The sequence below is a fragment of the Rhizobium acidisoli genome (assembly GCF_002531755.2).
GTDB classification, from domain to species: Bacteria; Pseudomonadota; Alphaproteobacteria; order Rhizobiales; family Rhizobiaceae; genus Rhizobium; species Rhizobium acidisoli.
Map to the genome: position 1 here is coordinate 4132835 of NZ_CP034998.1, position 15022 is coordinate 4147856.

Sequence of the window (15022 nt, forward strand, 5' to 3'; positions counted from 1 at the left end):
TCGGGCTTCGGGAGACATCCGCTTGGTTTAGAGCAGGATTCGGATTTCAGGCCGGCTCGGGCCTAAGATCATCCTGCTCCAGGACGCTCGCATTGTGAGGCCGCGTTAGCACAGCTTCGCCGCCGCGCAAACAGGTGCTATCCCTTGCGGGACAAAAACCAACGGATTTCCGTCTTCTCTGCGAGATCGAAGTCGATTTCGATCTGGTCCGAGCCGCAAATGCCGGAGCTGTCGGCAAAGAAGATGTCCTCGGTGATCAGCACTTCGTTGCCGGGCGCCGAAAACAGCCAGCTTTCGCCGTCCGGCGCTGTCAGCAGCACGGACTCCCCGTCGCTCTGCTGCAGAACAATGGAGGGATGGATGTGGAAACGAGCGACGGCCTTCAAGGGCTCGTCGTGTTCATACCCTTCCCGGACGACGAGCCGGTCGCGCCCGGTCACGATCGAGCCTGCGGCATTGAGGGTCAGCTCACGTTCGTGCAGCACCCCGAACGCTCTGAGATAACCGTCATGGCTGAGCTTGATACCGTCACGTCCGTCCTCCGTTTCCGCGCGCTCGACGGTGACTGTTCTCACCGGTTCGGTGATCGCGTGATTGAGGAACGGCGAGGGCGAAAAGCGGCTGGACGAAGTGTCGTTCAAAATAACCGTCGAATGCGCCGCCGTCGTGCGCGCCATCTGGACATAGCGGTGCCCGGCAAATTTCGGCGAGCCGGAATTGACGATGAAGCGGTGGCGGCCCGACGACATTTCGAAGGAGAGGCTGCCGGCATGCACGGTCCGCAGCGCGCCTCCCGAAGGCGGCGTGCCGGCATCGGCAATGATGACTGTTTTTCCGCCGGAAAGCCGCTGATAGCGCGACTGCGGCAAAGCCTTGAACGGCTGGCCGGCGGTCTCGTCATAGCGCAGCACGGAGATCAGCTCGTTTGCCAGCGTCGATGTCGCCCCGTTGAATAGCGCCAGATCCCCGTCCTGATGACGAAAGAACCGCAGGGCCGGATAGATGCGGTCGATGCCGGAGATCAGCTTCTGCGGCAGGTCGTGACCGAGATTGACATAGGTTTGTCTCAGCGGCAGCAGATCGAGCAGCAGTTCCAGGCCGACGCGCGGATTGCGCGAGATATGGCCGCCATCCGGCAGAATCTGGCTATCGAATTCGCGGTCGAGCGCCTGCGCCGCCCGTCTGAGCGTCGATGCGCGGGCAGGCATGGCGACGGAGGCCATGGCGAGCGCGATACGCAGCCGAAACAGCTCCAGGCCGCCAAGCGTATACGGCGCCATGCGGTGCAGGAATCTCACCTGGAAGGCCAGTGACTTCATGAAGCGGCGATAGAAGCCGCGATCGGCATTCTGCAGCACCACCGGCGAATGCGAGAGCCAGGCAATGACGCGCTGCGCGGTGACGTCGATCTCCCATGCAATCCCTTCCATGCGGCCGGCATGGATGGAAAGCCAGCTGTCGACGATCGCGCGGGCAGCGGCCGAACTGCGCTCCGTCTTGTTCGCCCGGATATGCCGCAGCCAGCCGAAGCTGTGAAGGCGGATCGCGAAGGGGCGCGAGGGCAGGGTAAAGGTGAAGGGTGACTTTCCGCTCGTTTCCAGCATCCGCCCGGCCAGCAGAAAACGTCCGTTGAGGATCTCGTCGGCCACATGCGAATCGATGCTGCGAAGATCGGTCGGCGCGACGATCAGACGCTCGGGCACGTTGATCGAATGGCGGAAGAGCTTTAGGCGCAGCAACGCGACGCGGCGCAAGGCGCGCCGCCAAGCCTCCCGAACATACATGCTCGCAAAACGCCGACCGGACTGCATATTCTATTGTCTATTGACCCTCGTGGTTAAGAATAGGTGAAAAGCGGCCGATTTCATCGCCCGCAATGAATTAATTCGTAACAATGTTCGAATATACGCAAATTAACGTGTTTCACCCGCGTTCGAGCACGGATGTAAAGCGTCCTGCGTGGGCAGACGTGGCACGACGCGCGTAAGCCCGCAATCAGGCCACGCGCCGCAGCATGGCGGCATAAAAGCCGTCGAGGCCGGAGGCGATACCATCGGGCATTTTCAGCATGGTCGGAAGCGTGCGGAATTCGCCGAGCGGCGTGATCGCCGCTTCAAGGCCGGGCCAGTCGCCGGCATCGATCCGAACGCGCTCGATCCCATGCGTATCGGCAAGAACGCGGGCGACGACCTCCTCGCCCTCGGCCGGATCCAGCGAACAATTCGAAAAAACCAGCGTGCCACCCGGCTTCAGCAATGTCAGCGCATGACGCAGCAGCCGCTCCTGCAGCGCCGCCAGCCTGCCGATATCCTCGGGTCCCTTGGTCCACAACACGTCGGGGTGCCGGCGTGTCGTGCCGGTCGAAGAGCAGGGCGCATCGAGCAGGATGGCATCGAAACCCTCGGATGGTTCGAATGTCGTCAGATCCGCCGCGACCGTCTCTGCTGTCAGGCTAAGCCGGTCGAGATTCGACCGCAGCCGTCTCAGCCGGCTTTCCGACTGGTCGAGTGCGGTGACCGCGCCGCCGGCAAGAATGAGCTGCGCCGTCTTGCCGCCGGGCGCGGCGCAGAGATCAGCGGCGCGTTTGCCGGAGAGGTCGCCGAACAGCTTGGCCGGAATGCTTGCGGCCGCATCCTGCACCCACCAGGCGCCCTCATCGAAGCCTTCGAGCGACGGGATGCCGCCATCGAAGGCGGCGAGCCGCACGCCGCCGGTCGGCAGCACAACGCCGTTCAGCCGCTTTGCCCAGCCTTCGGCATCCGACTTGACGGTCAGATCGATTGCGGCCGGTTGGAGCTGGGATTCCGAAATCGCCAGCGCCGCCTCCCGGCCATAGGCTTTCTCAAGTCTGGCGATGAACCAGGCCGGCATCGGCGCGACCTTGCCGATCTCGGCCAGCACCTCATCCTTCTCGCGGCCGAGCCGGCGAAGAACGGCATTGACCAGCTTGGCGAAACGCCGATTGCGCGGATCCTGATTGGCCTGCTCGACGGCAAGGTCGACGGCCGAATGGTCGGGCACATCGAGATAGAGGATCTGCGCGACGCCGATCGCAAGCACGTGCTGCAGCGCCCGTGCCCCCTCCGGCAGCGGCGATTCCAGCAGCGAGCTTATCGCGGCATCGATACGCGGCAGATGACGCAGCGTCGTGTTCAGAATGGCGCGGACAAGCGCCCGGTCGCTTTCGCCAAGCGCCTTGTAGGCCGGATTGCCGTGCTCATGATCGAGGGCACCGTCGAGCGGCAGTTTGCGCTCGACGACAGCGCCGAGAATTTTTGCCGCTGCAGCCCGCGCCTGCAGGCCGGGCTTTACAGGCGCGGATCGCTCGGTGGAGGGCTTGTGCTTGCGGAATGGTTTCTTCGTGCCGTCTGAATTCAAGACCATGGACCTTTTGGCGGTTGCGAACCACCGCGACCAAGACCCGTATCCGGAACAGAGCGCGATTTGCGCGACGGATTAGCAGCCCGAACAGGCGGCGTCGAGACGTTCATGCCGCCCTGTGCCATGTCCTGCAGCGCAGCGATGCGGTTTTCCGTGTTCGGATGGGTGGAAAACAGATTGTCCATGCGCTCGCCGGAGAGCGGATTGATGATGAACATATGCGCGGTCGCCGGGTTGCGCTCGGCATCCTCGTTCGGCACGTGGGCGGCGCCGCGCGCGATCTTGCCGAGGGCGGAAGCAAGCCAGAGCGGATTGCCGCAAATCTCGGCGCCGCGGCGGTCGGCCGAATATTCGCGGGTCCGGCTGATTGCCATCTGCACCAGCATGGCGGCAAGCGGCGCCACGATCATCGCCACGAGCACGCCGACGAAACCGAGGGGATTGTTGTTGTTTTCCCGGTTGCCACCGAAGAAGAAGGCGAAATTGCCCAGCATTGAGATCGCGCCGGCAAGCGTTGCCGTGATCGTCATCGTCAGCGTGTCGCGGTTCTGAATATGGGCGAGCTCATGCGCCATCACAGCGGCGACTTCCTCCGGAGACAATGCCTGGAGCAGGCCGGTCGAGGCGGCGACGGCGGCATTTTCGGGATTGCGCCCGGTGGCGAAAGCATTCGGCTGCGGGCTGTCGTAGAGATAGACCTTCGGCATCGGCAAGCCAGCATTGCGGGCGAGATCGCGCACGATCGCAAAGAACTCGGGCGCATTGCGCTCGTCGACTTGCTGGGCGCGATAGGCCGAAAGCACCATGCGGTCGGAATTCCAATAGGAGAAGAAATTCATGCCGGCGGCGATGACGAAGGCGATCATCATGCCGGCGCGACCGCCGATCAGAAAGCCGACAAACATGAAAAGCGCCGTCATGAAGGCAAGCAACATGGCAGTGCGGACGAGGTTCATTGCGGATCTCCATCTCCGATTTCGCCGGCGCAAGCTTTCCATCCCGGCACCGGCACATTATGATTTGGTTATTCACCAGCCATTTTCAATATTTTCGGGCAGGAGATGCCATGCAGGACGCCGATAACGACAATAGCGAAACGCCGACGGCCGAGGCATCGCAGCCGCGCAAGATGCTGTCCCCGGCTGCCAAACGTGCGCTTGCCGAAGCCGAGGAGCGGCGAAAAAACCAGAAGCCGCTGGAGCTGCCGCCGGAAACCGGCGGTCGCGGCGGCGCCGAGCCGGCCCGCTTCGGCGATTACGAGATCAATGGCCGGGCAATTGATTTTTAGGTTTTCCTGATTCGATCGGAAACTGGTACGCAACGTGCCAGACGGAATGGTGGATCGTTGCCAAGGAATCCGGCTAATGTCACCGCGCGGGCAGTCTTCTCTTACAGGAAGATGAGGGAACCGCCGGCCACTCCCACGCGTCAAAATGTGGAAGCAAATTGAGCCGCCCCAGAACCCGGTAGGGCCGGAGCGGCTCTCTATATCAGGCCGTCGCCTTGTTTTGCCGGTTGGCGATCAGATCGTCGACAACGGCAGGATCGGCGAGCGTCGATGTATCGCCGAGAGCGCCGAAATCGTCCTCGGCGATCTTGCGCAGGATCCGGCGCATGATCTTGCCGGAACGGGTCTTCGGCAGGCCGGGCGCAAACTGGATCTTGTCGGGTGCGGCGATCGGGCCGATTTCGGCACGCACATGTTTCACCAGGTCCTGGCGAAGCGTGTCCGTTCCTTCGTGTCCGGCCATCAGCGTCACATAGCAATAGATGCCCTGGCCCTTGATCGGGTGGGGGTAACCGACGACCGCGGCTTCCGAAACCAGATTGTGCGAGACAAGCGCGGATTCCACCTCCGCGGTGCCGAGCCGGTGGCCAGAGACGTTAAGCACGTCGTCGACGCGGCCAGTGATCCAGTAATAGCCGTCCGCATCGCGCCGGCAGCCGTCGCCGGTGAAATATTTCCCCTTGTAGGTGGAGAAATAGGTCTGGATGAAGCGGTCGTGATCGCCATAGACCGTGCGCATCTGGCCCGGCCAGCTGTCGGTAATGCAGAGATTGCCGTCGGCGGCCCCTTCCAGCACCTTGCCTTCATTGTCGACCAGTTCAGGCTTGATGCCGAAGAACGGCACTGTCGCAGAACCAGGTTTCAGATCGATGGCGCCGGGCAGCGGCGTGATCATGTGGCCGCCGGTTTCAGTCTGCCACCAGGTATCGATGACCGGGCAGCGCTTGTCGCCAACCACATTGTAATACCATTCCCAGGCTTCCGGATTGATCGGTTCGCCCACAGTGCCGAGCAGCCGCAGCGACGAGCGCGAGGAGCGGGTGACGAAATCGTCGCCGGCCCCCATCAGCGAGCGGATCGCCGTCGGCGCGGTATAGAAGATATTGACCTTGTGTTTGTCGATGACTTCCCAGAAGCGGCCCTGATCGGGGAAATTCGGCACGCCCTCGAACATCAGCGTCGTCGCGCAATTGGCGAGCGGCCCGTAGACGATATAGGAGTGACCGGTGACCCAGCCGACATCGGCAGTGCACCAATAGACGTCGCCGTCATGGTAGTCGAAGACATATTCATGCGTCATCGCCGCATAGACGAGATAACCGCCGGTCGTGTGCAGCACACCCTTCGGCTTGCCTGTGGAGCCTGAGGTATAAAGAATGAAGAGTGGATCTTCCGCCTTCATCTTCACCGGCGGGCATTCCGGCTTCACCGTGGCGATTTCCTGGTGATGCCAGAGATCGCGGCCTGGCGCCCAGCCGGTCTTGCCGCCGGTGCGGCGCACCACCAGCACCTTGCTGACATGCACATGCTGGCGAGCGGCGATATGGATCGCCGTATCGGTATTGTCCTTCAGCGGCACCGGCTTGCCGCCGCGCAAACCTTCGTCGCAGGTGATCACGAAGGTTGATTCACAGTCGACGATACGCCCGGCCAGCGCCTCGGGCGAGAAGCCGCCGAAGACCACCGAATGCACCGCGCCGATGCGGGCGCAAGCGAGCATCGCGTAAGCCGCTTCCGGGATCATCGGCATATAGATGGTAACGCGATCACCCTTCTTGACGCCATGCTTCTTCAACACGTTCGCCATCCGGCAGACATGTTCGTACAGCTCGTTATAGGTGACCTTCTTGTCGATATAGGGATTGTCGCCCTCCCAGATGATCGCCACCTGGTCGCCGTTGGTCTTCAAATGGCGATCGATGCAATTATAGGAGACGTTGGTCTGACCGTCTTCGAACCACTTGATCGAAACCTTACCGGTAAAGGACGTGTTCTTGACCTTGGTATAGGGCTTGAACCAGTCGATCCGCTTGCCGTGTTTGCCCCAGAATTTGTCCGGGTTCTCGACGCTTTCCTCGTACCATTTCAGGTACTTTTCCTTATCGATCAGGGCGCGCGCCTTCACCGGCTTCGTGACCGGATAGATCTTCTCCGACATGCAACTCCTCCTCATGGGACATGCGACGGGCCGCCTGAGTTTAGGGCCCGGATTTCAAAACACGGCAATTCATAGCAGCTCGCATCGTGGCGGCAATTAGACAAAGGTCATTTCATTTCGGAAGAATTGCAATTCTGCGACAGTGCGGTTATATAGCGCCATATTTCCCGGACATTGTGGTGACAATCCACGGACCGCGACCGGCGCGGACGATAGAAGGACTATATCCATGGCTCAAACACTGCTCATGCCGAAGGCGACTGCCATCTGGCTTGTCGACAACACGGCACTGTCTTTCGATCAGATCGCGCAGTTCTGCAAACTGCATCCGCTCGAAGTCAAGGCGATCGCCGATGGCGAAGCCGCGCAGGGCATCAAGGGCCTCGACCCGATCTCGACCGGACAGCTGTCCCGCGACGAGATCGCCCGCGCCGAAGCCAATCCGAACCACAAGCTGAAGCTTTCCGAACCGAAGGTGCGGGTGCCGGAATCCAAGCGCCGCGGCCCGCGTTATACCCCAGTTTCCAAGCGTCAGGACCGTCCGAACGCCATTCTCTGGCTCGTTCGCAACCATCCGGAGCTGAAGGACGCGCAGATTTCCCGCCTCGTCGGCACCACGAAATCCACCATAGAGCAGATCCGCGAGCGCACCCACTGGAACTCCGCCAACCTGGCGCCGATGGATCCGGTCACGCTCGGCCTCTGCAGCCAGATCGATCTCGACATGGAAGTGGAAAAGGCCTCCAAGGGCCGTCCGCTGCCAACCGCCGCCGAGCTTGGCGCGACACTGCAATCGGCCCAGGAAACCGAGCGCCTGACCCCGAGCTACGAGCGCGAGGAGGAAAAGGAAAAGGAAATCGACGCCGACGCCGTCTTCCGCAAGCTGAGCTCGTTGCGCTCGGCGCCGAAGAACGAGGACGACGACGATCAGTACTGAGAGATCGACGATCTCATAAAAAACCCCGCCGGTATGAGCTGACCGGCGGGGTTTTTGTTGCGGATTAGCTGCGGAACAGGGTGAGGATGTTCTGCGCCGAGCTGTTGGCGATCGACAGCGACTGGACGGCGAGCTGCTGCTGCGTCTGCAGTGCCGACAGCTTGCTCGATTCCTCTTCCATATCGGCATCGACCAGGCGGCCGATGCCGGAGTCGATCGAATCGTGAAGACCGCTGACGAAATTTTCCTGCAGCTGGATCCGGGTCGAGATCGAGCCGAGCGCCGAACCGGCGGCCGTCATGGCACCCAAAACCAGTTCGACGCCGGTCAGGGCTGAATCGAGCTGGCCCTGGGTGAAACCGGTAATGTCGAGATCATAGATCGACGCCATAACGATGAAGGTACCGCCATAGGTTCCGTTGAAGGCCGTGCCGATGATCCCGCTGCTCGTCTCGATCGCACCGGTGCTCGTCATACCGAAGAGCACATTTCCAAGCGAGCCCGAATCGAGCACATAGTCCGTCGTCTTGACCGAAACGGCATTGCTGCCATCACGCACGAAGGAGGAAACCACGCTCTTCGTGCCGTCGGCGCCGGCGACCCAGTTTTCGCCGGAGAAAGACGCCGATTGGGCGATGCTGAGCAGCTGTTCCTGCAGCTGGTCGAGCTCCTGCTGGATCTTCGTCTTGTCGACGCCCTTTTCCGTGGCGGCAACGATCTTCGCCTTGATTTCACTGACGATGTCGAGCGCGCTGTCCATGGCCGAATAGGCGGTGTCGACCTTGGCCGCGCCAAGCCCGAGCGCATCGGAGACGGCCGAAAGCGCCTTGTTGTCCGAGCGCATGGTCGTAGCAATCGACCAGTAGGCAGCATTGTCGGATGCCTTTTCGACACGATAACCCGAGGATACGCGACCCTGGGTGTCTTTGAGGCTGTCGTTTACGCCGCGCAAAGTCTGCAGCGCTGCCATGGCAGCGTTGTTGGTAAGGATGCTTGTCATGATCCGTTCCACAATCTTTGGAGAAAGGGCATTCCGGACTACAGCGCCGCGCATCTTTCAGACGCGCAAAGGACACTGTAGCACTTCAACTGCCGCATAATTTTGCCCTTAAATCGATGCCGATTTGAGGAGTTATGCAGCAGGCCGGTAACGGCGATCGCGTCATGCAAAGCCTGCTATGCAAGCTATTGCCGTTAACAAACCCTTGCATCACATGGTTAACAATTCCTCAATTGGGCTTACGGAATGTTTAATTTCACATCGGCAGAGAGCCCAAACCACGCCGGCGCAGCGCCTCGGCGATTTCCTCCAAAATCGTTGGATCATCAATGGTTGCGGGCATTTTCCAGGGTATACCGTCGGCGATTTTCTGCATCGTGCCGCGCAGGATCTTGCCCGAGCGTGTCTTCGGCAACCGGTTAACAGTGATGGCCATCTTGAAGGCGGCAACAGGCCCGATCTGATCGCGAATCATCGCCACCACCTCTGATTCGATCGCCGTCACCTCGCGCGAAACATTCCGTTTCAGCACCAGGAATCCACATGGCACCTGACCCTTCAACCTGTCGATCACGCCGATGACCGCGCATTCGGCGACATCGGGATGACGCGCGCAGACCTCCTCCATCGCCCCGGTGGAGAGCCGGTGACCGGCGCAATTGATGATGTCGTCGGTGCGCGACATGATGAAGAGATAGCCGTCCTCGTCGATATAGCCGGCATCGGCGGTCTTGTAAGTGCCGGGAAACTCGTCGAGATAGACCGACCGGAAACGGCCGTCCGCATTCCAGAGGGTCGGCAGACAGCCCGGCGGCAAGGGAAGGTTTATGACGATATTGCCGAGCGTTCCCGCCTCGATCGGATGGCCGGCATCATCGAGCACGGCGATGTCATAGCCGGGCATCGGCAGCGCCGGCGAACCGTGCTTGACGGGAAGGGCGCCGAGGCCGAGCGGATTGGCGGCGATCGGCCAGCCGGTCTCCGTCTGCCACCAGTGATCGATGACGGGTATGGCGAGCATGCGCTCCGCCCATTTCAGCGTCTCCGGGTCCGCCCTCTCGCCGGCAAGAAACAGCGCCCGCAGATCCGGCATCGGATACTGCCGCAGCAGCTCGCCGTCGCCGTCCTCCCGCCGAATAGCGCGGAACGCCGTCGGCGCGGTGAAGAGCACCCGCACATGATATTCCGAAACAACACGCCAGAACGCGCCGGCATCCGGCGTCCCGACCGGTTTTCCCTCGAAGATCAGGGTGGTGACGCCCGAAATCAGCGGGGCATAGACAATATAGGAGTGCCCGACGACCCAGCCGATATCCGAAGCCGTCCAAAAGACCTCACCCGGCTTCAAGCCGTAGATATTCCGCATCGACCAGTTGAGCGCGACCATATGGCCGCCATTGTCGCGCACGACGCCCTTCGGCTGGCCGGTGGTGCCGGAGGTATAAAGGATATAGAGCGGATCGGTCGCCTTGACGGGAACACAGGCGATCTCGGCGCCGCGATGCTGCGCCACCGCCGCCTCGAAATCCTGATCGCGGCCGCTGACGAGATCCGCCCGAAGCTCCGGCCGCTGCAGCACCAGACAGCGCTCCGGCTTCGAACGCGCCAACGTGAGCGCCTGGTCGACCAGGGGCTTATAGGCGACGATGCGGCCGGGCTCGAGCCCGCAGCTCGCGGTGATCACCAGCTTGGCACCGCAATCATCGATGCGGGCAGCAAGCTCGCTGGCGGCAAAACCACCGAAGACGACGGAGTGAACCGCACCGATGCGGGCGCAGGCGAGCATCGAAAACACCGCCTGCGGCACCATCGGCATATAGAGGATCACGCGATCGCCCCGACCGATCCCGAGATCAACAAGCGTCGCGGCGATGGCCTTCACTTCGTGAAGCACTTCGTCGTAGGTGAAACGGCGCTTCTCGCCGGTCATCGCACTGTCGAAGATAACAGCCGTCTCACCACCGCGCCCGGCAGTCACATGCCGATCGAGGCAATTGTGGCAGGTATTGGTTTCAGCCCCTGAGAACCAGCGGCCATAGACGCCTTCCTCGGGCGAAAATACCCGCTCGGGCGGTTTGAACCAGTCGATCTCGGCAGCGGCTTCGCGCCAGAAGGCTTCGGGATCCCGTTTCCAGGCAGCATAAGCCTGATGATAGCCGTTCTGCATCTGCTCCTCCCCAGGATATGCAAACCTCGATATCAATCTAGGCAGCAGTGACGGGAACGGGAAGCCCGACCAAAGCAGAGTATCAGCGGGCGCCGAAAATCGCCGATCCCACGCGCACGCTGGTGGCGCCGAAGGCGATCGCCGTCTCGTAGTCCCCCGACATGCCCATGGACAGTTTTTCAACGCCGCATTTGAGCGCGAGCTTCGCCAGCAGGGCGAAATGCGGCCCGGGATTTTCCTCGGCCGGGGGAATACACATCAGACCTTCGATGGAAAGACCGAGCTCGTCGCGGCAAAGGCTGACGAAGGCAGGCGTATCGTCAGGCGCGATGCCGGCCTTCTGCGGCTCGAGCCCGGTATTGACCTGGACGTAGAGCCGCGGCCTCTTGTCTTGCCGCTTCATCTCCTCGGCAAGCGCGCGGGCGATCTTTTCCCGATCCACCGTCTCGATGACGTCAAAAAGCGCCACCGCGTCGGCCGCCTTGTTCGATTGCAGCGGTCCGATCAGGTGCAGCACGATTTCCGGCCGCTCGGTCTTCAGCGCCGGCCACTTACCCTGGCTCTCCTGCACCCGGTTCTCGCCGAAGACGCGCTGCCCAGCGTCGATGGCCGGGCGGATCGCCTCCGCTTCGAAGGTCTTCGACACCGCGACGAGCTCAACGGAACCCGCAGGGCGGGCTGCCTGGCGTTCACCAGCCGCAATCCGCGACCGCACGTCGTTCAAGCGCTCTTGAAGTTCCATCGTTCTGCCTCGACATACCAGCATGAAAGGATTGGCAATGAACTAACCAGCCAATCTGTGCTTGCCAAGACCCGCTCTCGCGAAATCGCTCGAGCCAGGATGAAGATCGGACGCTTGCAGCGCCTGCAAAACTTGACGCTACCGTGGTTTCATGGTGAAGGTCTCGACCAACCTCCCCTGATTTTCCGGAATTTCGAATACCATGGCCACCGAACGTTATAATCCGCGCGATGCCGAGCCCCGCTGGCAGCAGAAATGGAACGAAGACAAGGTCTTCGAGACCGACAATTCAGATCCGCGCGAAAAATATTACGTCCTCGAAATGTTCCCCTATCCGTCGGGGCGCATCCATATGGGCCACGTCCGCAACTACGCCATGGGCGATGTCGTCGCCCGCTACAAGCGCGCCCGCGGTTACAACGTTCTGCATCCGATGGGTTGGGACGCCTTCGGCATGCCGGCGGAGAACGCCGCCATGGAGCGCGGCGTGCACCCGGCCTCCTGGACCCACCAGAATATCGGCTCGATGAAGGCGCAGCTGAAGGCCATGGGGCTTTCGCTGGACTGGAGCCGCGAATTCGCCACCTGCGACGTCGAATATTACCAGCACCAGCAGCATCTCTTCCTGGATTTCCTGGAAAAGGGCCTGGTCTACCGCAAGCAGTCGAAGGTCAACTGGGATCCGGTCGACAATACCGTGCTCGCCAACGAGCAGGTGATCGATGGCCGCGGCTGGCGCTCCGGCGCACTGGTCGAACAGCGCGAACTGACGCAATGGTTCTTCAAGATCACCGATTTCAGCCAGGATCTGCTCGACGCACTGGATACGCTCGACCAGTGGCCGGAAAAAGTGCGCCTGATGCAGAAGAACTGGATCGGCCGCTCGGAAGGCCTGACGATCCGCTGGGAGATCGTAGCGGAAACGGCACCGGCCGGTGAAACCGAGATCACCGTCTATACGACCCGGCCGGACACGCTGTTCGGCGCCTCCTTCCTGGCGATTGCCGCCGATCATCCGCTGGCAAAGGATGCCGCCGCAAAGAATGCCGATATCGAGGCTTTCTGCGAGGAGTGCCGCCGCGCCGGTACCTCGCTCGCCGCTCTCGAGACCGCCGAGAAGAAGGGCATGGATACCGGCATCCGCGTCCGCCATCCGCTTGATCCCTCCTGGGAGCTGCCCGTCTATGTCGCCAATTTCGTGCTGATGGATTACGGCACCGGCGCGATCTTCGGCTGCCCCTCGGGCGACCAGCGCGACCTCGATTTTGCCCGGAAATATGGCCTTCCGGTCGTGGCCGTCGTTATGCCCCAAGATGGCGACGCGGCGAGCTTCTCGGTCGGCGATACCGCCTATGACGGCGATGGCGTCATGATCAATTCGCGCTTCCTCGACGGCAAGACGACTGAGGAAGCCTTCAATATCGTTGCCGACCGGCTGTCGGCCGCTTCGCTCGGCAATACGCCGCAGGGTGAGCGCAAGGTCAATTTCCGTCTGCGCGACTGGGGCATTTCCCGGCAGCGTTATTGGGGCTGCCCGATCCCGGTCATCCATTGCGATGATTGCGGCGTCGTGCCGGTGCCGAAGAAGGACCTCCCGGTCAAGCTGCCCGACGACGTCACCTTCGACCAGCCGGGCAATCCGCTCGACCGTCATCCGACCTGGCGGCATGTCTCCTGCCCAACCTGCGGCAAGGACGCCCGCCGCGAGACGGATACGATGGATACCTTCGTCGATTCGAGCTGGTACTTCACTCGCTTCACCGCCCCTTGGGAGGCAAAGCCAACCGATCCTGAGGCGGCTAACCGTTGGCTGCCGGTCGACCAGTATATCGGCGGCATCGAGCATGCGATCCTGCACCTGCTCTATTCCCGCTTCTTCACTCGCGCCATGCGCGAGACCGGCCATGTCGCCGCCACGGAGCCCTTCAAGGGTCTCTTCACCCAGGGCATGGTGGTGCATGAAACCTACAGCCGCGGTGCCGGGGGCAGCCGTGAGTGGGTGGCGCCGGCCGACATCCGCATCGAGGAGATCGACGGCAAACGCCGCGCCCTTCTACTGACAACGGGTGAGGAAATTGCCATCGGCTCGATCGAGAAGATGTCGAAATCGAAGAAGAACGTTGTCGATCCCGACGACATCATCGCTTCCTATGGCGCCGATACCGCCCGTTTCTTCGTTCTGTCCGACTCTCCGCCGGAGCGCGATGTCATCTGGTCCGAAGCCGGCGTCGAAGGCGCCCATCGTTTCACCCAGCGTCTGTGGCGGCTGATTGCCGAAGCCGCGGACGCACTGTCCGCCGTCGCGCCTGCGCCGGCAACCGAGGGGGAAGCACTGTCGATCTCCCAGGCCGCCCACAGGACCCTGAAGGCTGTCGAGAACGATTACGACAAGCTCTGGTTCAACAAGGCCGTTGCCAGGATCTATGAGCTGGTGAATGCGCTGGCCGCGCCGATGACGAGAGTTGCGGCGGGCGAGGGTGATGCCACCTATCGCGCGGCAGTGCGCAATGCCGCCGAGATCCTGATCCAGCTTGTCGCGCCGATGACGCCGCATCTGGCTGAGGAATGCTGGACCGCTCTCGGCAATGAAGGGCTGCTTGCCCGGACCGGCTGGCCGCAATACGACGAAACGCTGGTTATCGAAAATGATGTCGTCCTGCCGGTCCAGATCAACGGCAAGAAACGCGCTGAATTGACAATTTCTCGCGACGCAGATCAGAATGCCGTCACCAACGCCGTGCTGGATCTGGATGCGGTGAAGAACGCGCTGAACGGACAGGCACCGAAAAAGATCATCGTGGTTCCCCAAAGGATTGTGAACATTGTCGTCTGATATCGCTTGCAAGCTGGCTCGCAACGCCGGCATCGCCATGATCCTTGCCTCGGCGGCTTTTCTCTCTGCCTGCCAGGTCCGGCCGCTTTATTCGGAAAGTTCCGGTCTCACCGAAAAGCTGGCCGCGGTCGGCTTTTCCCCGGCGGGCAGCCGGATCGAGCAGCAGGTCCGTAATCATTTGATCTTCATGGCGTCGCGTGGTGCCGGCGAACCTGAAAAACCGGACTATCAGGTCGATCTGCACGTCACTTCATCCGTGGCCGATACGCTGCTGACGGATTCGGCCGATACGTCGCGTGCCGGTCGTGTCACCGTCAGCGTTACCTACACGCTGCGCGCGGCAACCGATAACCACGTCATCAAGGCCGGCAGCCGCTCGACCACAGCACTGGTAGATTTCCCCGACCAGGAGTTCGCCAAGCAGCGGGCAATCCGCGATGCCCAGAACCGCGCGGCCGATCAGGTGGCGGAATTCGTCGGGGCCGATATCGCCGCTGCGCTCAGCCGCTGAGGGCG

At 61.6% G+C, this 15022-nt stretch carries 11 protein-coding genes; 4 read left to right on the forward strand and 7 right to left on the reverse strand.

Annotation, left to right across the window (positions count from 1 at the left end; translation table 11 throughout):
- Positions 1–137: 137 nt before the first annotated feature.
- The 3 genes from CO657_RS20130 to htpX form a co-directional block, all read right to left on the reverse strand.
- Positions 138–1811 carry a heparinase II/III family protein gene (locus tag CO657_RS20130; RefSeq protein WP_037073401.1) on the reverse strand — a complete coding sequence of 558 codons (1674 nt, stop codon included), beginning with the start codon at positions 1809–1811 and terminating at the stop codon, positions 138–140.
- Between the two features lie 184 nt (positions 1812–1995).
- Positions 1996–3384 (reverse strand): RsmB/NOP family class I SAM-dependent RNA methyltransferase, encoded by a 1389-nt coding sequence (locus CO657_RS20135; protein WP_054182277.1) that lies wholly within the window; start codon positions 3382–3384, stop codon positions 1996–1998.
- The gene (gene htpX, locus CO657_RS20140) at positions 3375–4337 is read right to left on the reverse strand and encodes a zinc metalloprotease HtpX (protein ID WP_054182276.1); all 963 of its coding nucleotides are present in this window, start codon (positions 4335–4337) and stop codon (positions 3375–3377) included. The genes CO657_RS20135 and htpX overlap by 10 nt, the downstream gene beginning before the upstream one ends.
- A 110-nt stretch (positions 4338–4447) precedes the next feature.
- On the opposite strand from htpX, the gene CO657_RS20145 reads away from it, so the two are divergent.
- Positions 4448–4669: a DUF1674 domain-containing protein gene (locus CO657_RS20145; RefSeq protein WP_054182275.1), complete on the forward strand. Its 222-nt coding sequence runs from the start codon at positions 4448–4450 to the stop codon at positions 4667–4669.
- Positions 4670–4871: 202 nt separating this feature from the next.
- Here the strand turns inward: CO657_RS20145 and acs are convergent, their stop codons facing one another.
- Positions 4872–6827 (reverse strand): acetate--CoA ligase, encoded by a 1956-nt coding sequence (gene acs / locus CO657_RS20150; protein ID WP_003589550.1) that lies wholly within the window; start codon positions 6825–6827, stop codon positions 4872–4874.
- Positions 6828–7056: 229 nt separating this feature from the next.
- Between acs and CO657_RS20155 the strand changes: the two genes are divergently transcribed.
- On the forward strand, positions 7057–7764 hold the full coding sequence (locus tag CO657_RS20155) for a DUF1013 domain-containing protein (protein WP_054185494.1): 708 nt from the start codon (positions 7057–7059) through the stop codon (positions 7762–7764).
- A 64-nt stretch (positions 7765–7828) separates the two neighbouring features.
- Here the strand turns inward: CO657_RS20155 and CO657_RS20160 are convergent, their stop codons facing one another.
- The 3 genes from CO657_RS20160 to CO657_RS20170 all read right to left on the reverse strand — a co-directional run bounded on the left by CO657_RS20160 (position 7829) and on the right by CO657_RS20170 (position 11673).
- Entirely contained in the window at positions 7829–8764 is a 936-nt protein-coding gene (locus CO657_RS20160; RefSeq protein WP_054185493.1) for a flagellin N-terminal helical domain-containing protein, read from the reverse strand.
- Positions 8765–9020: 256 nt separating this feature from the next.
- The gene (locus CO657_RS20165) at positions 9021–10931 is read right to left on the reverse strand and encodes a propionyl-CoA synthetase (protein ID WP_054185492.1); all 1911 of its coding nucleotides are present in this window, start codon (positions 10929–10931) and stop codon (positions 9021–9023) included.
- A gap of 82 nt (positions 10932–11013) precedes the next feature.
- Positions 11014–11673, reverse strand: coding sequence for a YggS family pyridoxal phosphate-dependent enzyme (locus CO657_RS20170; RefSeq protein WP_054185491.1), 660 nt, complete (start codon positions 11671–11673; stop codon positions 11014–11016).
- Positions 11674–11875: 202 nt separating this feature from the next.
- Here CO657_RS20170 and leuS point away from each other — a divergent pair, with 202 nt between their 5' ends.
- Positions 11876–14506: a leucine--tRNA ligase gene (gene leuS, locus CO657_RS20175; protein WP_054185490.1), complete on the forward strand. Its 2631-nt coding sequence runs from the start codon at positions 11876–11878 to the stop codon at positions 14504–14506.
- Complete coding sequence (lptE, locus tag CO657_RS20180) at positions 14496–15017, forward strand: LPS assembly lipoprotein LptE (RefSeq protein WP_054185489.1); 522 nt, start codon at positions 14496–14498, stop codon at positions 15015–15017. The genes leuS and lptE overlap by 11 nt, the downstream gene beginning before the upstream one ends.
- Positions 15018–15022 lie beyond the last annotated feature (5 nt).